The organism is Kosakonia sp. R1.Fl (assembly GCF_023516815.1).
Lineage (GTDB): Bacteria > Pseudomonadota > Gammaproteobacteria > Enterobacterales > Enterobacteriaceae > Kosakonia.
This window is the reverse complement of sequence record NZ_JAMGSQ010000001.1, coordinates 4,756,265-4,776,004: the sequence shown is the minus strand read 5'-3', so window position 1 is coordinate 4,776,004 and position 19,740 is coordinate 4,756,265. Positions and strand designations below refer to the sequence as shown.

General features: G+C 55.6%; 14 protein-coding genes. 9 read left to right on the top strand and 5 right to left on the bottom strand.

Features of this window, described 5'->3' with window-relative positions; all coding sequences use genetic code 11:
• The first annotated feature begins 68 nt into the window (after positions 1 to 68).
• The 7 genes from M8Q36_RS22625 to M8Q36_RS22595 all read left to right on the top strand — a co-directional run bounded on the left by M8Q36_RS22625 (position 69) and on the right by M8Q36_RS22595 (position 9,012).
• On the top strand, positions 69 to 1,166 hold the full coding sequence (locus M8Q36_RS22625; RefSeq protein ID WP_249882465.1) for an HlyD family secretion protein: 1,098 nt from the start codon (positions 69 to 71) through the stop codon (positions 1,164 to 1,166).
• Positions 1,163 to 2,734, top strand: coding sequence for a DHA2 family efflux MFS transporter permease subunit (locus M8Q36_RS22620; RefSeq protein WP_249882464.1), 1,572 nt, complete (start codon positions 1,163 to 1,165; stop codon positions 2,732 to 2,734). The genes M8Q36_RS22625 and M8Q36_RS22620 overlap by 4 nt, the downstream gene beginning before the upstream one ends.
• Before the next feature lies 1 nt (position 2,735).
• Entirely contained in the window at positions 2,736 to 4,259 is a 1,524-nt protein-coding gene (locus M8Q36_RS22615) for an efflux transporter outer membrane subunit (protein ID WP_249882463.1), read from the top strand.
• A 101-nt stretch (positions 4,260 to 4,360) separates the two neighbouring features.
• The gene (locus M8Q36_RS22610) at positions 4,361 to 5,407 is read left to right on the top strand and encodes an aldo/keto reductase (protein WP_249882462.1); all 1,047 of its coding nucleotides are present in this window, start codon (positions 4,361 to 4,363) and stop codon (positions 5,405 to 5,407) included.
• A 152-nt stretch (positions 5,408 to 5,559) separates the two neighbouring features.
• Positions 5,560 to 6,936, top strand: a complete 1,377-nt coding sequence (locus M8Q36_RS22605; protein ID WP_249882461.1) for a glycoside hydrolase family 1 protein — start codon at positions 5,560 to 5,562, stop codon at positions 6,934 to 6,936.
• 24 nt (positions 6,937 to 6,960) lie between these two features.
• A complete protein-coding gene (locus M8Q36_RS22600; RefSeq protein ID WP_249882460.1) occupies positions 6,961 to 8,280 on the top strand; it encodes a PTS sugar transporter subunit IIC in 1,320 nt (439 codons plus the stop codon).
• A gap of 15 nt (positions 8,281 to 8,295) precedes the next feature.
• Positions 8,296 to 9,012, top strand: coding sequence for a GntR family transcriptional regulator (locus M8Q36_RS22595; protein WP_017456037.1), 717 nt, complete (start codon positions 8,296 to 8,298; stop codon positions 9,010 to 9,012).
• Positions 9,013 to 9,058: 46 nt separating this feature from the next.
• Here the strand turns inward: M8Q36_RS22595 and ldtB are convergent, their stop codons facing one another.
• Positions 9,059 to 9,979: a L,D-transpeptidase gene (ldtB, locus tag M8Q36_RS22590; RefSeq protein ID WP_249882459.1), complete on the bottom strand. Its 921-nt coding sequence runs from the start codon at positions 9,977 to 9,979 to the stop codon at positions 9,059 to 9,061.
• Positions 9,980 to 10,187: 208 nt separating this feature from the next.
• On the opposite strand from ldtB, the gene M8Q36_RS22585 reads away from it, so the two are divergent.
• Complete coding sequence (locus tag M8Q36_RS22585; RefSeq protein ID WP_020457143.1) at positions 10,188 to 11,780, top strand: ABC-F family ATPase; 1,593 nt, start codon at positions 10,188 to 10,190, stop codon at positions 11,778 to 11,780.
• Between the two features lie 299 nt (positions 11,781 to 12,079).
• On the opposite strand, the gene M8Q36_RS22580 is transcribed toward M8Q36_RS22585, so the two are convergent.
• Positions 12,080 to 14,446 carry a glycoside hydrolase family 31 protein gene (locus M8Q36_RS22580; RefSeq protein ID WP_249882458.1) on the bottom strand — a complete coding sequence of 789 codons (2,367 nt, stop codon included), beginning with the start codon at positions 14,444 to 14,446 and terminating at the stop codon, positions 12,080 to 12,082.
• Between the two features lie 15 nt (positions 14,447 to 14,461).
• Entirely contained in the window at positions 14,462 to 15,763 is a 1,302-nt protein-coding gene (locus tag M8Q36_RS22575; RefSeq protein ID WP_249882457.1) for an MFS transporter, read from the bottom strand.
• A gap of 298 nt (positions 15,764 to 16,061) precedes the next feature.
• On the opposite strand from M8Q36_RS22575, the gene M8Q36_RS22570 reads away from it, so the two are divergent.
• A complete protein-coding gene (locus M8Q36_RS22570) occupies positions 16,062 to 17,135 on the top strand; it encodes a LacI family DNA-binding transcriptional regulator (protein WP_249882456.1) in 1,074 nt (357 codons plus the stop codon).
• Here the strand turns inward: M8Q36_RS22570 and M8Q36_RS22565 are convergent.
• Positions 17,132 to 18,391: a DUF1479 domain-containing protein gene (locus M8Q36_RS22565; RefSeq protein WP_249882455.1), complete on the bottom strand. Its 1,260-nt coding sequence runs from the start codon at positions 18,389 to 18,391 to the stop codon at positions 17,132 to 17,134. The genes M8Q36_RS22570 and M8Q36_RS22565 overlap by 4 nt on opposite strands.
• Before the next feature lie 153 nt (positions 18,392 to 18,544).
• Positions 18,545 to 19,360, bottom strand: a complete 816-nt coding sequence (locus tag M8Q36_RS22560; RefSeq protein ID WP_097406880.1) for a Cof-type HAD-IIB family hydrolase — start codon at positions 19,358 to 19,360, stop codon at positions 18,545 to 18,547.
• Positions 19,361 to 19,740: the final 380 nt, after the last annotated feature.

Sequence of the window (19,740 nt, the reverse complement as noted above, 5' to 3'; positions counted from 1 at the left end):
AGCAACCGCCTAACTTTAGTTAACGGCGCATCCCTGGCGCCGTTACCTGACAGGACTGTTGCGAAACTATGGCAGAAAACACAACGCATCCTGACGACGTTCAGGACGATAACAACCAAAATCCACGTAAACGCCCCGGAAAGAAACCACTGATTATCCTCGCCATTGTTGTCGGCGTGATGGTGATTGTTGCGCTGGTGTGGTGGTTTTTAACCCGTAATGAAGAGACCACCGACGACGCTTTTACCGATGGCGACGCGGTGACGATTGCGCCGAAAGTGGCCGGTTACGTCACCGAGTTGCGGGTGAAAGATAACCAGCGCGTCAAGAAAGGGGATTTGCTGGTCACGATTGACCCGCGCGATGCCACCGCGCAGCGCGATCAGGCGCAAGCGCAACTGGGGCTGGCAATCGCACAGCTTCACCAGGCGCAGGCGCAACTGGACTTATCAAAAGTGCAGTATCCCGCTCAGCGTGACGAAGCGCGCGCACAGGTGCTGAAAGCAAAAGCAGACCTGGCGAATGCCGAAGCCGCTTATCGCCGTCAGCGTGGTGTCGATCCTCGCGCCACCACACAGCAAAATATCGATAGTGCTAATGCCCAGTTGCGTAGCGCGCAGGCACAACTTGCCAGCGCGCAGGCACAGTTGGAAGTCGCCGACCAGGTGCAGTTGCAAATCCGCCAGCAGGAAACCAATGTCGAAGCGCGCCAGCAGCAAGTGGCGCAGGCAAAAGCGCAGCTGGAAACCGCGAATCTGAATTTATCCTGGACGGAAGTGCGTGCGCCTTTCGATGGCTTTATCACCAAACGCAATGTGCAAAACGGTACGTTAGTGCAGGCGGGCACCGCGCTTTTTTCGCTGGTCTCACCGGATGTGTGGGTGGTGGCGAACTTTAAAGAGTCGCAGCTGGAGCGGATGCGCCCGGGGAATAAAGTCAGCGTCATAGTGGATGCGTGGCCGGATCTGGAGCTGGAAGGACATATCGATAGCATCCAGCAGGGCAGCGGGTCGAAGTTCGCCGCGTTTCCTTCAGAAAATGCGACCGGCAACTTTGTCAAAATCGTTCAGCGCGTGCCGGTGAAAATCGTCATCGATAAAGGCCTGGATCCCAACAAACCGTTGCCGTTAGGCCTTTCCGTTGAACCGAAGGTGACGCTGGAATGACGGATCACAGCCACGAGAACTGGAAACCCGCCAGTAACCCGTGGGCGGTGGCGTGGGTCGTCACCCTCGCGGTGTTTATGGAGATCCTCGATACCACGATTGTTAACGTGGCACTGCCGCACGTCGCCGGGTCGCTCTCCGCCAGTTATGACGAATCAACCTGGGTGCTGACCAGCTACCTGGTGGCGAACGGTATTGTTCTGCCGATCTCCGCTTTTCTCAGCCGTACCTTCGGGCGCAAGCAGTTTTTCCTGATCTGCATTGTGATGTTTACCGTCTGTTCGTTTCTGTGCGGCATCGCCACTGAGCTTTGGCAAATCATCCTGTTTCGTATTTTGCAGGGCTTTTTTGGCGGCGGTTTGCAACCCACGCAGCAATCGGTGTTGCTGGATTACTTCAAGCCGGAAGATCGCGGCAAAGCCTTTGGTTTGTCGTCTATCGCCATTATTGTCGCCCCGGTGCTGGGGCCAACGCTGGGCGGCTGGATAACCGATAACTACTCCTGGCGCTGGGTCTTTTTTATCAATATTCCGGTGGGCATTATCACGGTTCTGGCGATTTACCAGCTGCTGGAGGATCCGCCCTGGGAGCGCAAATCGAAGCAGAAATTGTCCATCGACTGGCCGGGCATTGGCCTGATTGCGCTGGGGCTGGGTTGTCTGCAGGTGATGCTCGATCGCGGTGAAGATGAAGACTGGTTCAACTCCGATTTCACCCGTATTTTCGCCGTCCTGACTGCGATTGGTATTGTCGGGGCTATTTACTGGCTGCTGTATGCCAAAAAGCCGGTGGTCGACTTGCGCTGCATGGCGGACAAGAACTTTACGGTTTCCAGCTTGCTGATGGCCGGCATGGCGATGATCCTCTATGGCAGCTCGGTGGTGATCCCGCAACTGGCGCAGCAGGATCTGGGCTACACCGCCACCTGGTCAGGGCTGGTGCTGTCGCCCGGCGCGGTGTTGATTGTGCTGACCATCCCGCTGGTGCTGAAACTGATGCCGGTGGTGCAGACGCGCTGGATAATCGCCTTCGGCTTTTTCTGCCTTGCGGCCTCATTCTGGTGGTCGCGTACGCTGGCTCCGGATATCGACTTTGAAACGCTGATGCTGTTTCGCAGTGCCCAGTCGATTGGGCTGGGTTTCCTGTTTGTCCCGTTGACGACCATCGCCTTTATCTCGATCCCGCGCCAGCTAAATGCCGATGCGGCGGCGCTGTTTACCATGTTCCGTAACGTGGCGGGATCGGTTGGTATTTCGCTGTCAACGGCGGCGATCACCGAGCGCTCGCAGGCGCATATGTCGCACTTATCAGAGCATACGTCTCCCTTTAATGAGCAATTTCAGCAGGCTTTGCGTGAATCCGCGGAGGCGATCCGTAACTTCACCAGCCTGGTCGGCGATCCGCTGACCAGCGCCACCGGGCAGATGTACAAAGCGATGATCGCCCAGTCGCGTTTTTTGGCCTATATCGACGTTTTCACCGTGCTCAGCCTGGTGGCGATGTTGCTGATCCCCTTTTGTTTATTGCTTTCGCCGATCAAAAGCGAAGGCAGCGCAGGAGCACATTAATATGACGTGGTGTCGTTTTCCCGTAACCCTGTTGTCGCTGTGGCTTGCCGGTTGTGCTGTCGGGCCGGATTACCAGGCGCCCAAACCGCAAACGCCTGCGCGCTGGAACGATCCGGGTGACAAAGCGGTAAAATCACAGACCTCTTCGCAGGCGGTGAATCCGCGCTGGTGGACAACCTTCCAGTCGCCGCAGTTGAACAGCCTGATTGAGCGGGCGATTAACGATAATCTCTCGCTTCAGCAAACCGTGCTGCGCATTGCCGGTGCGCGCGAGCAGATTAACCAGGCGGGTGGCGCGTTTCTGCCAGCGGTTAACGGGTCGCTGAAAGCGACTCGCCAGCAACTGGGCATTGAAGGTGAGCTGAAATCCCATAACGTGGAGGGTCAGTTGCAGGACGCTGACCCGGCGATCAGCGGGGCGCTTGGCGCGCTTACCCAACCGGTAAATCTCTATCAGGGCAGTTTTGATGCCCAGTGGGAACTGGATCTGTGGGGTAAAGTGCGACGCCAGGTAGAAGCGGCGTCCGCGCAGCAACAGCAGGCAATCGAACAACGTAACGATGCGCTGGTATCGCTGGAAGCTGAAGTGGCGCGCGCGTGGCTGCAACTGCGTGGCGCGCAGAACATCATCAGCACACTGAAAACACAAATCGACAGCGCGCAGCAGACATTTACGCTGACCGAAAACCGACAAAAAGGCGGCCTTTCACCGCAACTGGATGTGGAAAATGCCCGCGCCCAGGTCGGCAACCTGGAAGCGCAACTTCCGCAATATGAAGCGCAGGAGCGCCAGGCGATGAACGCGTTAGCGATCCTGCTCGGTAAACCGCCTGGTGCGCTGGACAACGAATTGCGTAATGCGCAGCCGTTACCCGCGCTGCCGGATATTGTGCCCACCGGAATTCCGTCGACGCTGGCGCGCCGTCGCCCGGACGTTCGCGAAGCGGAAGCCAGCCTGCATGCAGCGACGGCACAGATTGGCGTTTCGGTTGCGCAGTTGTTTCCCAGCTTGTCGTTAAGCGGCCAGTTTGGTCTGCGCAACAGCGAAACCAACTGGCTTACCGACTGGAGCAGCCATTTTTATAGCTTCGGCCCGCAGATTTCGATTCCCATTTTCCAGGGTGGGCGGCTGGTGTCCAGCGTCAAGCTGGCGCGTGCAGAGCAGGGCGCGGTGGTGCTGAACTATCGTCAGACGGTGCTCAGTGCGCTGGGTGATGTGGAAAATGCGCTGGTCAGTTACCGCGCCGATCAGCAGCGTGAAGCGGGACTGGATAAAACGCTCAGTGCGCTGCAAAACGCCTTCTCGCTTGCCACCGACAGCTACCGTCAGGGGATCGCCAGTTTTATTGATGTGCTGGATGCTCAGCGTCAGCTGGCGCAGGCCAGCCAGCAGCGCGAGCAGGCGCGGGTGCAAAGCAGCCTCGATCTGGTGGCGTTGTATAAAGCGCTCGGCGGCGGCTGGGAACCGTATCAGAATGTGCAACTGCCTGATTACAAAGTGTTTGGTGAAGCGCCGCGCGGATAATCAGAGAATTGGGCAAGAAACAGGCAGGATCCTCACATTCGCCACCGCAGAGGATTGCGTATAACTGTCTGCGCCAACTAAACAGATGAGGAGACGCCATCATGCGCTACAAAAAACTGGGTAATACCGGACTGTTTGTTTCTGAACTGTGCCTCGGCACCATGACGTTTGGCGGTGACGACAGCGAGAGCATGTGGAGCAAAATCGGCCAGTTGCAACAGGCGCAAGCCGAGCAGCTGGTTGGCAGTGCGCTCGATGCCGGCATTAACTTTATCGATACCGCGAACGTCTATTCCGACGGGCGTTCGGAGGAGATCACCGGCCAGGCACTGAAAAACCTGAAAGTGCCGCGTGAAAACGTTATCGTCGCGACCAAAGTGTTTGGCGAAACCGGCACCGCCGGGGTGAACTCGCGCGGCAGTTCGCGCTATCACATCATGAATAGCGTGAAAGAGAGCCTCAAGCGTATGCAACTGGATCATATTGATCTCTACCAGTTACATGGCTTTGATCCGGCCACACCCATCGAGGAGACGCTTTACGCGCTGGATAACCTCGTTCAGCACGGGCATGTGCGCTATATCGGCGTCTCTAACTGGGCGGCGTGGCAAATCGCCAAAGCGCTGGGGATTTCGGAGCGTCTTGGGCTGGCGCGCTTTGCCTCGCTTCAGGCTTACTACACCATCGCTGGTCGCGATCTGGAACGTGAACTGATGCCGATGATGCAGAGCGAAGGCGTGGGGCTGATGGTCTGGAGCCCGCTGGCGGGCGGCTTGCTGAGCGGTAAATATAGCCGCGACGGTCAGGCAGAAGCCGGTGGACGCCGCCTGGCGTTTGATTTCCCGCCGGTGAATAAAGACCGCGCTTTTGATTGCGTGGACGTTATGCGTACCATCGCCGACAGCAAAGGGGTTTCCGTGGCGCAAATCGCGCTGGCCTGGCTGCTGCATCAGCCGGTGGTCAGCAGCGTGATTATTGGCGCAAAACGCCCGGAACAACTGGACGATAACATTGCGGCGACGGCGATCCACCTGAGCGATGACGAACTGCAACAACTGGATGCAGTGAGCGCACTGCCGCGCGAATATCCCGGCTGGATGTTTGAGCGCCAGGGGGAATACCGCCGTAACCAGCTAAAACAACAGTAATTATCCTTCCTCTCAAACGCGACGCTCACCCGTCGCGTTTTTCTTTTCTTTCGAATAGCGTCACAAAATCGCATCGTCCCTTTTGCCCATTTTTTCGCCGTTATCTATATGACTAGTCATATCTTGAAAATGACTAGTCATGGAGAAGCGAGATGAGTAAAACGTTACCGAACGGCTTTTTATGGGGTAACTCCGTATCCAGCATGCAGACCGAAGGCGCGTGGAACGAGGGCGGGAAAGGGATGTCGGTCTACGATATTCGCGAAGCCAGCGAATTTGCCTCCGACTGGAAAGTCGCCACTGATTCCTACCACCGCTATCAGGAGGATTTCGACCTGATGCAGGATCTGGGCATGAACTGCTACCGTTTCCAGATTTCCTGGAGCCGCGTTTGTCCGCAGGGCGATGGCGAGTTCAACGACGAAGGCATCGCCTTTTATGACCGCTTTATCGACGATTTGCTGGCGCGCGGCATTGAGCCGATGATCTGCCTCTACCACTTTGATATGCCGCTGGCGCTGGCTGAGCAGTACAACGGTTTTGCCGACCGGCGCGTGCAGGACGCTTTTGTACGCTACGGCAAAAAGATGATCGACTGCTTTGGCAGCCGAGTGAAGTACTGGCTGACGTTTAACGAGCAGAATATTTACCACATGCCAGGCGCATTTCAGGTCGGTGGTTATCTGCAAGGTGAGAAAACCCTGCGCGAGCTTTATCAGATTCAGCACCATGTGATGATGGCGCATGTGCTGCTGACCCATTATCTGCACGCTACCCAGCCCGGAAAATTAATGGGCGGCATGCTGGCGCACCAGCTGGTTTATCCGGCGACCTGCAAACCGCGCGATGTGTTTTGCGCCACGCAATATGACGAATTCCTCAATCAGAACCTGCTGCGAGTGTATGCCGGTCAGGGTTACAGCCCGGAAGTGCTGGCGGTGGTCGAAAGAGAAGGTTTTCGCGATATCTTCCGCGATGAAGATTTGGCGGAAATCGCGCGGGTCAAAAACGACTTTATGGCGTTTAGTTACTACGCCAGCAAAACCCTCGACAGCGATGCCATTGCGCCGGGAACCCCGGTCAATTATTTCCTGCAACAGGGCGATAAAGCGAACCCGTATCTTGAGGCGACCGAATGGGGCTGGCAAATCGATCCACTCGGTTTTCGCGCCATTATTACCCGCTATTACAACGACTGGCGCTTGCCGGTGTTCCCGATTGAAAACGGCATCGGCGTGATTGAAGAGTGGGACGGCGTTAACCCGATCGAGGACGATTACCGCATTGCTTATCACCGCGACCATATCCAGGCGATGCAGGACGCCATCTTTGAGGACGGCGCACAGGTGTTGGGCTACCTCGGCTGGGGCTTGATCGACATTCTCAGTTCCCAGGGCGATATGCGTAAGCGCTACGGCGTGGTGTACGTCAATCGCGAAAACCACGATCTGAAAGATTTAAAACGCGTACCGAAAAAGAGCTATCGCTGGCTGCAACAGCTGATTCGCAGCAACGGCCGCGACATGTAAGCAACGATTGAGAGGGTAGCCGCAATGTCTGACAGCAACATCACGCCGAAAATGCAGTCATTCGTCGATAAATTTGTCGAGTTCTCCGCCCGGCTGGCAAACCAGGTGCATCTGCGATCGCTGCGTGACGCGTTTGCGGCGGTGATGCCGATTTTTATCCTCGCCGGGCTGGCGGTATTGATTAATAACGTGGTTTTCCCTTGGGTGCTGGAGGGGGAGACGCTGGCACGTTTTAAAGTCTGGGGCGAGGCGGTGATCAACGGCACGCTGAATATCGCCGCGTTATTAATTGCGCCGATGACCGCCTGGTCGCTGGCGCGCAATAAGAACTTTGACAACCCGGTGTCGGCGGTAGTCATTGCGCTCTCCAGCTTTATCATCATGATGCCGATGCAACTGGATGTGGTACCCGTTGGCGGCAAAGCGACGGTGAGTGTGACGCAGATGCTGGCGTTCACCAACATTGGCACGACGGGGATTTTTGCCGGGGTAATTATTGGTTTGCTCTCCACGGAGCTGTTTATCCGCGTCGCCAGCGTGAAGAAATTTGCTATTTCGCTCGGGGAAAATGTGCCCTCGGCGGTGGGCCAATCCTTCTCCTCGCTGATCCCGGCAATCATTACCCTCTCGCTGTTCGCCATTGTTGCGGCGCTGCTGGCGAACCTGTTGCACACGGATTTGATTCACCTTATCACCACGCTTATCCAGCAACCGTTGCGGCAGATTAACACCAGTTTACCGGGCACGCTGTTTATCTACAGTTTTGGTAACTTTCTGTTTACGCTCGGTATTCACCAGACGGTGGTCAACGGCGTGATCCTTGAACCCCTGTTGTTGATTAACACCAACGAGAATATGCTGGCATTTGCCAACGGGCAGCCAATCCCGCATATCATCAACAGTATTTTTGTGCCCACGTTCGGTATGATTGGCGGCACCGGCAGCACCCTTTCACTGCTGATCGCCATCTTTATCTTCGCGAAGCAGCAGTCGGCGAAGCAGGTGGCGCGGCTGGCTATCTCGCCTGGCTTATTCAATATTAATGAACCGGTGATTTTCGGTCTGCCCATCGTCTTTAACCTGCCGCTGATGATCCCGTTTGTGCTGCTTCCGGCGCTGGGTATCTGGTTTGCCTGGCTTTGTACTACGCTCGGTTGGATCTCGCGCTGTGTGGTGATGATCCCGTGGACTACGCCGCCGATTTTAAGCGCCTGGCTGGCCACCGCAGGCGACTGGCGGGCGGTGGTGGTTCAGTTGATAATCATCATCTTTGGTGTATTCTTCTACCTGCCTTTCCTCAAAATAGCCGAGAGAGTGGCCTTAAGAAACAATGGGATAGACTAAAAACGAAGGAAGGCTATGGCGGCAAAATACATCACTATCGCGCGGGAAATTAAGCGGCGCATTCTCAGCCAGCAGTACGCCGCCAGCGCGCCATTGCCGGATCAGTTCGCGCTGGCGGCGGAGTTTGCCACCAGCCGGATGACCATTCAGCAGGCGATGCGCCAGCTGATTGTTGAAGGGCTGGTGTATACCCGCCAGGGCCAGGGCACGTTTATCCGTAAGAATTTCCTGCAACTGTCGCGCTGGGATCTACCCGGTAGCGACTATTTTGGCGCGACCAAAACCTGGGAAAACGTCGGCGAAGTGACCAGTAAAATCATCCGCTTCGAGTTGCGTTTTCCCACGGAAAAGGAGCAGGCCTCTCTGCTGGTGGGGCCGGATGACCCGGTGTATGACTTCATTCGCCTGCGGTTGCTGGAAGGTGAACCGATGTCGCTGGAGTTTACGCTGATGCCGGTGAATCTGGTGCCGGGGTTAAACCGCGGGCATCTGGAAAGTTCGGTATTTCGCTATGTGCAGGACGATCTGGCGCTGAAGATTATGGGTTCATACCGCATTGTGCGCGCCTTAAAACCCTGGGCGGAGGATAAGCAGTATCTGAATTGCGAAGAGACCGATCCGGTGCTGGAAGTGGAGCAGGTGATTTATCTGGAGGATGGCACGCCGCTGGAATATGCCCATTGTCATTACCGCTACGATCATGGTGGCATTATTGTGGTGAATCACGGGTAAAAAAAAGCGGAGCCATTGCTCCGCTTTTTTATGCTATCAACCGTAATCAGTTCAGACGAACCGGCATACCGGAACGGTTCTGAATCGCCTGATCAACCACGTTTGAATCAACATCAGACTGGTTGGTAACGGTCTGCACCGCTTTGGTCAGCGCAATCGGCACAATCTCACCACCGGTGAACTGCGCTTCCGTGGTGGACAGCGGGTTGTGAACTTCGATGTAGCGGCTGCCATCCGGCTCGGTGGTCGCTTTTACCGGCTCATCAATAAACTGTACGCGCGTACCGACCGGCACGTTTTCGAACAGGAATTTGATGTCGTCGTTGCGCAGACGCACACAGCCGTGGCTCACGCGCAGGCCGATACCGAAGTTAGCGTTAGTGCCGTGAATGGCGTACAGGCGGCCGATATAGAGCGCGTACAGACCCATCGGGTTATCCGGGCCAGCCGGTACAACCGGCGGCAGCGGTTGACCCATTGCCGCGTATTCCGCGTGCATTTTCGCCGTCGGCGTCCAGGTCGGACCGGCTTTTTTACGTTCTACTTTGGTGGTCCAGGCAATCGGGGTGTCTTTACCCAACTGGCCGATACCGATTGGCAGCACGATCACCGTGTTGGTGCCTTTCGGATAGTAGTAGAGGCGCATTTCCGCACTGTTGATCACGATCCCTTCGTGAACCGTATCCGGCAGGATCAGCTGCTGTGGAACATTCATCACAGTGCCGCCTTTCGGCAGGTAGGCATCAATGCCCGGGTTTGCTTCCAGCATGTTGGACAGACCCATTTGATATTCAGCCGCAAAATATTCCAGCGGCTGGTTATTGCCTTCCGGAATAGTGACGACCTGGTTCTGACCGATCAGACGACTGCCATCAGTCGGCAGCGGATAGGTAACAGCAGACGCGCTTTTGCAAAATCCCACGACTGCAAACGCCGCCGCTAAAAGGGTTGTTAATTTCATGTTCATCTTATGCAAGACTTATTGCCACACAGGCCGTTGGGTTGAGAATGCAGGAAGCGCATTATATGTGCATTCCACCGTCCAGGGAATTCAGATGTGTACGAAATCACACTTTTTTCCCTTTGCTTGCAGTTTAGTGGCCTGACACCAGGCAGGAATCTAATTCGGAATTGTGGCATAATAGGGTGTTTGTCACATATTTCAGGATACCTCTGTGTTAGTCACCAGCAACGTCACCATGCAATTCGGCAGCAAGCCGCTGTTCGAAAATATCTCCGTCAAATTTGGCGGCGGCAACCGTTACGGCCTGATCGGGGCTAACGGGAGTGGTAAATCCACCTTTATGAAAATCCTCGGCGGCGATTTAGAGCCGACGCTGGGTAACGTCTCTCTCGATCCGAATGAGCGCATCGGTAAGCTGCGCCAGGATCAGTTCGCCTTTGAAGAGTTCAGCGTGCTCGACACGGTGATCATGGGCCATGCGGAACTGTGGGAAGTGAAACAGGAACGCGACCGTATTTATGGCCTCGCGGAAATGAGCGAAGAGGACGGCTACAAAGTGGCCGACCTCGAAGTGCAGTACGGCGAAATGGACGGCTACTCGGCGGAAGCGCGTGCGGGCGAACTGCTGCTCGGCGTCGGTATTCCGGTTGAGCAGCACTACGGTCCGATGAGCGAAATCGCTCCCGGCTGGAAACTGCGTGTGTTACTGGCGCAGGCGCTGTTTGCCAACCCGGACATTCTGCTGCTCGATGAACCGACCAACAACCTGGACATCGACACCATTCGCTGGCTGGAGCAGGTGCTGAATGAACGCGACAGCACCATGATCATCATTTCGCACGACCGCCACTTCCTTAACATGGTCTGTACGCACATGGCGGATCTCGATTACGGCGAGCTGCGTGTTTACCCCGGCAATTACGACGAATACATGACGGCGGCGACGCAGGCGCGCGAACGTCTGCTGGCGGATAACGCCAAGAAAAAAGCGCAGATCGCCGACCTGCAATCGTTCGTCAGCCGCTTTAGCGCAAACGCCTCTAAATCTCGTCAGGCGACCTCCCGCGCACGTCAGATCGACAAAATTAAGCTGGAAGAAGTTAAGGCTTCCAGCCGTCAGAACCCGTTTATCCGCTTCGAACAGGACAAGAAATTGTTCCGTAACGCGCTGGAAGTGGAAGCGCTTAGTAAAGGTTTTGATGAAGGCCCGCTGTTTAAAAACTTCAATCTGCTGCTGGAAGTGGGTGAGAAAATCGCCATTCTGGGTGCGAACGGCGTGGGTAAATCCACCATGCTGAAAACGCTGGTGGGCGAGCTTGAGCCCGATAACGGCACCGTTAAGTGGTCTGAAAACGCGCAAATCGGTTACTACGCGCAAGATCATGCCGAAGACTTTGATAACGATCTGACCGTCTTCGACTGGATGAGCCAGTGGAAACAGGAAGGTGATGACGAACAAGCGGTGCGCAGCATCCTCGGTCGCCTGCTGTTCAGCCAGGACGATATCAAGAAACCGGCGAAAGTGCTCTCCGGTGGTGAAAAAGGCCGCATGTTGTTCGGCAAGCTGATGATGCAAAAACCGAACATCCTCGTCATGGACGAACCGACCAACCACCTGGATATGGAATCCATCGAATCGCTGAACATGGCGCTGGAGATGTATCAGGGCACATTAATCTTCGTTTCCCATGACCGTGAATTTGTCAGCTCTCTGGCAACCCGCGTGATTGAGATTACGCCGCAGCGCGTGGTGGATTTCTCCGGGAATTATGAGGATTATTTGCGCAGTAAAGGTATCGAATAAATTTACAGTCGTCTTTCACGCGACAAGTGCGTTGGCTGCACCTTCGTCCCCCGGTCACTGACTTGTGTAAGCTCCCGGGGGGACTCAGGTTTGCCGCCTTCCTGTCGCGCGAAATACTCAGGTAAATACTTTACCGTCCTCTCCAGCGAAACAATTGTGTTAGCTGCACTTTGTACTCCGGTCACTTATCTGAGTAGGTTTCCCGAAATACTCCGTTTTACAGCTTTCCTGTTGCGTGAAATGTTCAGGTAAATAAGAGAAGCAAGCCCGGTAAGCACATAGCTACCGGGCTTTTCACATTAAGCAAACGCCCACTCGCTGGCCGCAACGCCATTAATTAACAACTGGCGTTTTTCACCCGCAGGCAGCGTCACTTTCAGTGTTTGCCAGGCCGGGCGATAGTCGCCGCGTGTGTGGACCTGCAAATCAATGGTGCTGCCCGTGCAGACCATTTCCCACTCCAGCCACAGCGCATTGCCCTCTTTATAGCCCCAGGACTCGCCATCATCCTCAAACAGCAGGCCGCGTGAACGCCCCGGACCTTTCACCGGGAACAGCTGCAGCTCACGCGTGGTATCCGCGTTGGCATCCACATGCCTGATGCGATCGCTGAGCGGCAGGCCCGCACCGGCACGCACCAGCAGCGGCAGCGTTTCCAGTGGCGCATCCAGCGTCACCCACTGGCCAGGCGCATACCAGCAACCGGTGTAAAAATCGTACCAGCCGCTATTGTTGGCTGGCAGCCAGACGCGGCGCTCGCGCTGGCCGGGTTCGACGACGCTTGCCACCAGAAGATCGCGGCCAAGCAGGAAGTCGTCGCACTCTTCGAATGTCTGCTCGTCATGTTCGTGATCGAGGAACGTCGGACGCAGCATCGGTTCATCGTCGGCATGCGCCTGCCACAGCAGCGTGTAGAGATAAGGCAGCAGGCAGTAGCGCAGCTCAATTGCGCTGCGGATCGACGGCGTGACCGCTGGATACATCCACGGCTCATTCACCGTGTGATCGTCGTTCCACGAATGGATGGTGAAACGCGGATGCATCACCCCGTTTTGCACCCAACGCACAAACAGCTCCGCATCCGGTTTATCGCCGGAAAAACCACCGACATCGTGGCCCACGTTATACAAACCGGACAAACTCATGCCCACGCCCATGCGGATGTTGTAGCGCAACGTGTCCCAGTTGGTGCGGTTATCACCGCTCCAGGTTTGCACATAACGCTGCATCCCGGCGCAGCCGGAACGGGAGATCAGGTACGGGCGCTTTTGCGGAGCAAAACGCTGCTGCGCTTCCATCGACGCGCGCATCATCAGCAGCGGCATCACCGGGCGAATATGTTTGATGGAAATTTGCTGGCCAAAACCGTGGCAGCGCGCTTCGCCGTCCCACACTTCAAATTCGTTGTTATCGTTCCAGGTCGAATCGATGCCCATCTCCAGCAGTTGCGTGGTGACGCCTTCCTGCCACCAGGTGACAGTCTGCGGGTTGGTAAAGTCGAGGTGTGATCCTTCGTCATCCCAGAAACTGGAACGTTCCGGCGCATCGGTTTCGGAATCGCGAATAAACAGACCGCGCTCCGCCACTTCGCTATAACGCGGATGATCCTGCAACAGACAGGGTTTGATATTTGCCGCCAGTTTCAGGCCCGCATCGTGGAACGCCTGGCTCATCACCTTCGGCTGCGGCACTTTGTCGTAGTTCCAGTTAAAGACATAGCGCTTGCCGTTAATCGAGGTATAGCCGGATGAGAGCTGGAACGAATCGCACGGAATCGCATGTTCTTCGCACAGACGAATAAAATTCATCAGCTGGTTTTGCGCATCCGGCGCATCGGTGTAATGCATGGTGGAGCCGCTATAACCGAGGCTCCATTTCGGGCCGAACAGCGTTTTCCCGGTGAGGCGCACAAACGCTTTGGTAACATCCAGCGCACGCGCGCCGGTAAAAATGTAGTAATCAATATCGCCCGCTTCCGCCTGCCAGCGGCGATAGGCGGTGTGATAGTTATCGATCTCGTTACCCAGATCCAGCCAGCAACTGCTGAGGTTGTCATAAAACAGCCCGTAGCTGATATCGTCGCGGCGGGTGAGGGTAAACGGAATATGCTTGTACAGCGGGTCGGTGCTGGCAGCGTTATAGCCCATCGCATCAAGGTTGCGCATCTCATAGCGTTGACCATTGCGTTGCAGGTTACCCGCTTTTTCGCCGAGGCCGTAGAAACGCTCCTCTTTTTTACGGCTGAGATAGTGCGCCACGCCGTCGCCATGGGCGTTAACCAGATACGCGCTGGTCGGGCGATCGCTCGCCAGCCATTGCCACTCGCCCGCGTCGTTGCGGTAGTGCCACTCCAGCCACAGCGGCTGGTGCACGGTGACGCGTAATTTTGCGCTTTCAATAGTTAATGTCTCTTGCTGTTGCGCCAACGACCAGTGCGGCAGGCTAAAACCCGACAGATCGTCACGCGAGCGGCCTTCCCACGGCACATCATCTTTCGGCGCAATGCTCCAGGTTCTGTCCAGCGCCAGCTCGCCTTTACGCTTGAGCAGCACGCGGAACAGATTCTCTTCCAGCACATACAGACACAGGGTGTGTTGCCCGTCTACCAGCAGCTCAACATGGTGAGCGGCCTGGTTTTGTAACGTCCAGTTCTTCAGGGTTTTCATATCAGACATCCACAATCAGGCGCGTTTTGCGCGTCGTTCAGCAATAAATGCCACCAGGAAACAAGCGCCAATCAGGTCAAAGAAACCCATGGCAATAAACAGCGGGTTGAAACCAATTTTGTCGGCGGTGACGCCAATCAGCAGTGAGAAGAGGAAGCTGGCGATCCACGCCGCCGAGCCGCGCATGCCATTTACTGTTGCCATCTGGCCTTTATCGAAGGATTCCACCACCAGCGCGCTCAACATGCAGGAGATGATCTGATGGCCAAAACCGCCAATCGAAATCAGCACAATGGTGAGGTACGGATCGCGGGTAATCGCGACAATGGCGAGCGAAATCATCAAAAACGCGCCAGTTACGGAGCTGGCAACCACCGAATTCACGCGGGTGCAGCCAAACCAGCGGGTATAGAGTTTGGTCAGGTAACCGCTGGCGACGCTGCCGAGATCGGCGGCGAGGAACGGCAGCCAGGCGAACATGGCGATCTGTTTCAGATCCATACCGTGTTCTTTCGCCAGATAGAGCGGCACCCAGAAGCTCAGCACTGCCCAGGCCGGTTCTGCCATAAACGCCGGGATGGCGATACCGTAAAAGCGTTTGTTTTTCGAGACAGTTTTCAGGGCGGTAAAGAAGGGCAGTTTGACCGCTGGCGGTTCATTATCCTGCTGAATAAAGGTCAGCTCGTCTTTACTGAGGTTCGGGTGTTTGTCCGGGTTATGGTAAAACGCCCACCACAAAATCACCCACAGCAGCGCCAGTACACCGGTAAACATAAACGCGCCCTGCCAGCCAAATGAGGCGTGAGCGAAGTAGATAATCGGCGGAGCCAGCATGGCGCCAATCGAGAAGCCCACACCCGCCCAACCGGCAGCCACCGGACGTTCTGATTTCGGAAACCATTCGCCGATCGTTTTGGCGTTCGCCGGTGTGGCCGCCGCTTCCGATGCGCCCATGGTGAAACGCAAAATCGCCAGATGTACCCAACTGCCTGCGCCAGCGTGGAAAATACAGGCCAGCGCCCAGATGATGGCGCACACCATAAAGCCGACTTTCAGGCCAATCACGTCAATCAGCCAGCCACACAGCGGCTGGAAAATGGTGTAAGCCAGCTGAAACGCGCCGACAATCCATGAGTATTGTTCGGTGGTGATGCCGAGGCTGGTTTTTAATTCCGGTGCCAGAATCCCCAGCGAGTTTCGGGTGATGTAGTTCACCGTGACGCCGAATAAGAACAGCACCAACATCCACCAGCGTAATTTTTTGACTATCCGGCGGCTCTTGCTGGCCGCCATTTCATTGTTGATCCCCTGGCTCATTCTTTTCTCCGCATATCTTCTTGTAGGGAAGTCGGGGCAAACTCTTGCGGAGTTGTTATACCGCACAGGTTTGCATGATGATTTATCTGCGTTTTTTTGGTTATTGTTCCTACAACTAGTATGGAAGTTGTATGACACGTTTACGTTAGGCGAGAAAAATCGGCAGCTAAAGTGGATTTTGTGCAAGGATTCTCATCAATCAGCGACGACATGCGGCAAACTTGTATTGATGTCATGAATATCAGGCTTTTCGATTCATGAAAATTTTCCCATTTCGGAAACGGAGCAAGATCACAGAATGGATAAAAAGCTCAAAATCACCGAAATTGCCCTGCGCACCAACTTGTCGACCAGCACGGTTTCCCGCGTGCTGGCAGGCAAAGCCAATACCAGTGAAAAAGCGCGCACAGCAGTGCTGGCCTGCGCGCGTGAGCTGGGGGTGATGGAGGGGATTGCCGCCGGGCGGCTGTTGCTGAATAACCTGATTGTTTTTGCACCGCAGCGGGCCTTTGATGAGCGTTCCGATATCTTCTACTACCGGGTGATCCAGAGCATTAACAAAGCGTTATCACCCCATGAAGTGCGGCTGCGCTACTGCGCGCTAGAAGAGCTGGACAGCGACGCCAATGAATTTCTCGCGCGTATGAACGCAGCGGAAACCCAGGCGGCGATCCTGCTGGGCATTGATGATCCCCATATTCATGACCTGGCGGCGGATATGGGTAAACCCTGCGTGTTAATCAACTGCCGTGACGGGCGTATGCGTTTGCCTTCCATCGCGCCGGATCACCGCACTATCGGCGAGTTTGCTGCAAATTATCTGTTTGATATGGGCCACCGCGAGGTGGTGAATGTGATGTGCCTGCGTCGCTACACGATGGATCTGCGCCTGGCGGGCATCAAAGAGGCCTGGCAGCGGCGCAATCTGCGTTTCCAAAGTAAGCGGGATCTGATCACCGTCCCCAGTTTTAGTGCCAAAGAAGCGGGGATGCGGGTAGGGGAGTGGCTTGATGATCCTGCGCATAAATCACCTCCTACCGCCTTTCTCGTCGGGGGCGATTTTATGGCGCAAGGCACGGTTCATGCGCTCCAGCAGCGTGGGCTGCGCGTGCCGCAGGATGTGTCGGTGATGAGCATCGACGCCTTTAATCTGGCGGCGATTCAGGATGTGCCGCTTACGGCGGTGCACGTACCGCGTGATGAATTGGGTGTGGAGGCGGTACACCTGCTGCAACAGCGCTTGATCCGCCCGCAGGGCACCACTGGTTCGCTGCTACTCAACGGTACGCTTGCGGTGCGCGAATCGGTAAGGCGGATACGTCCCGGGCAACAACGTACCGCCGTGGAGCGTGAAGGGTTGTACGATGTCTAAACGTCCATACCCAGCGCGCGCTTACCATGAATATTCAGGTTGTCCAGCGTAAAGCGGCCTGACCAGTCGCTTTCGTAGTTCTCACGCGGAAAATCGCCCGGCGAAGCACCTTGTTCCAGCGCGACCTTCACTTTGCGCGCATACGCGAGATTTTTCGCGCACAGCGGCGCGGCGGGAATGTACATCACATTGCCCCAGCCTTGCTGGTTTTCCACCGGCGCAACCGAGTGGATCACATCGCAGTGCCACCATACGGAATCCCCGGCTTCCAGCGCCGGAATGCTGCTCAGGGCTTCCATCAGCAGCGGATGCCACTTCTCCGAAACCGGTAAGACCCGCCCTGGCGCCACGCCGCACAGCTCATCTTCCGGAACATCATCCAGCAGCGGGCGCAGCAGAATATATGCCATCGCTTCCGGGATCGGCACCACGTGCAGCAACCCTTGTCCGGGGATCATGTCCGACAACGCTGTCCAGCCCTGGAAGGTGCGGAACACCGAACATTTGGTGGTGTTATCCACCGTGTACTCTTCCACCTCGGTGCGGTGCGCCGCATTCCACGGGTCATATTCCTCAAATTTGCCGCTAAACACGCTGGCAAACACACGCTGGTAAGCGGGGAGCAGCCAGCGCTCCAGCGCACCGGAATCCGTATGCGCGCCGAGGCCTTTCGAGGTGGTTCCCGGCGGACGGCGGCGAATGCGATCCGGGTAGATGACGCTCACATCCGGATCAAACCATTGCTGGCCTTCACTTTCGAAGCGCCACAGGCGGTTAAGGAAGGATTGCACGGCGGCCATTTCCTCGCTCTGGCGCGCCTGCATCTGCGCCTGCGACCAGTAAATAGGGTAGATTTCCGGGCGCGAGGCCTCCAGCGTGCCAAAGAAGCTGTCACCAGGCCCTTTGTACACCTCATCAAAATGGTTCTGGTCGAGGTAATCCAGCATTGAGCGATCCCAGCCCAGCGCCTGCTCACGCGGGAAATGCCCCTTAATGACCGCACAACCGCGTTGCTTGATGAGCGCCCGCTGCGCCTCGCTGACCTTGCCTTGCGCAATGTCGCTGTAGGCAATTTGTGGCCACACGGATTTGCCTTGTGCTTTAAGGGCATTGATATCGGCTACGCGGGCGGCAATTTGTTCGCTCAGGCGGTTAAACACCTGCTGTACATCGCCGATCTGCGCGCGTAGTTGCTGTTTCATCTGACGAATCGATGCTTTGTGATCGGTGGGCAGCGTTTCACTGGTAAAAGCCATGTTGAACCTCGCATTCTTTCATTCGAAAGTCATTTAACTTACACATGATAAAATAAGTTAAAAAGAAGTTAATGCAAGTTTAAAAACTTGATGCGGAGCACAAAGCGGAAAATTAGCCACAGGAAGGGCCGGAGCGGGCGCTCCGGCAGAGGTTCAGCGATTGAATGGCGCGGTGTTATCAAGCACGGCCTGAATCACATTCAATGCGCCGTGGTGGTTATTGTCATCGGTCTGATGACGGGCAATGGCTTTAATGGCGTCGCTGGCGTTGCCCATGGCGAACGAGAAATCGGTCATACGCAGCATTTCCGCGTCGTTACCGCTGTCGCCAATGGTGACGCACTGTTGCGGTGAGATGCCCCAGCGTTTAAGCAGACGCGTAATGCCGTTGGCTTTATGCAGACCAGGGATTATCAAATCGACAAAACCAAAGCCGCTGGTGACCGGCTTCATGATGCCGTCAAGCGAGACATGCAGAGCGTCGATCAATTGCGGGATGTCGCTGTCCGGCAAGTTCAACGAAAACTTGAACAAGGTATCGTCAATGTGCTGAAAATCGCGTACCGGCTTTAAGCGGTAATAGTGTTTCGACATCAGATCGACGAACTCTGCCGGAGCGTTTTCGCTGACGTACGCGCTTTCCAGGCCGCAGGCAACGAAGTTGAGGCTGCTGTCTTTTAATAGTTCGCCAATCACCACCTGCGCTTCGTGGCGGGTCAGCTCACCGTGGAACAACTGTTGACCGTGCTCATACACCAGCGCGCCGTTTTCCGCGACGAACGAAATGGTTTCTTTCAGCTCCGGGAAGAAGGAGATCAGCTGGTAATACTGGTTGCCGCTGGCGACAACAAACTCAATATTCCGCTGACGAAGCTGCTCGAATTGCGCCATAAATCGTGTGCGATCGTACTGCTTGGCGTCATCAAGAAAGGTTCCGTCCATATCGGTAACGATAACTTTGACGGTCATACATAGAACTCCTGAATGTAACTGCGACGAGAAACATTCTAGAGATAATGTGAGGGGAAGCACAAATTTTATTTCATTCGAAAGTTTAACCGTCGTCTTTCGAACTGCAGGTGCGTTGGCTGCGGCGGTGCGGCTGGTCACTTACTGATGTAAGCGCGTTTAACCGTCGTCTTTCGAACTGCAGGTGCGTTGGCTGCGGCGGTGCGGCCGGTCACTTACTGGTGTAAGCGCGTTTAACCGTCGTCTTTCGAACTGCAGGTGTGTTGGCTGCGGCGGCGCGCCCCGGTCACTTACTGATGTAAGCTCCCGGGGACTTACCGCCTTGCCGCCTTCCTGCAATCCGAAATCCATAGGTTAAACATCAGGTAGTAACGGACAAA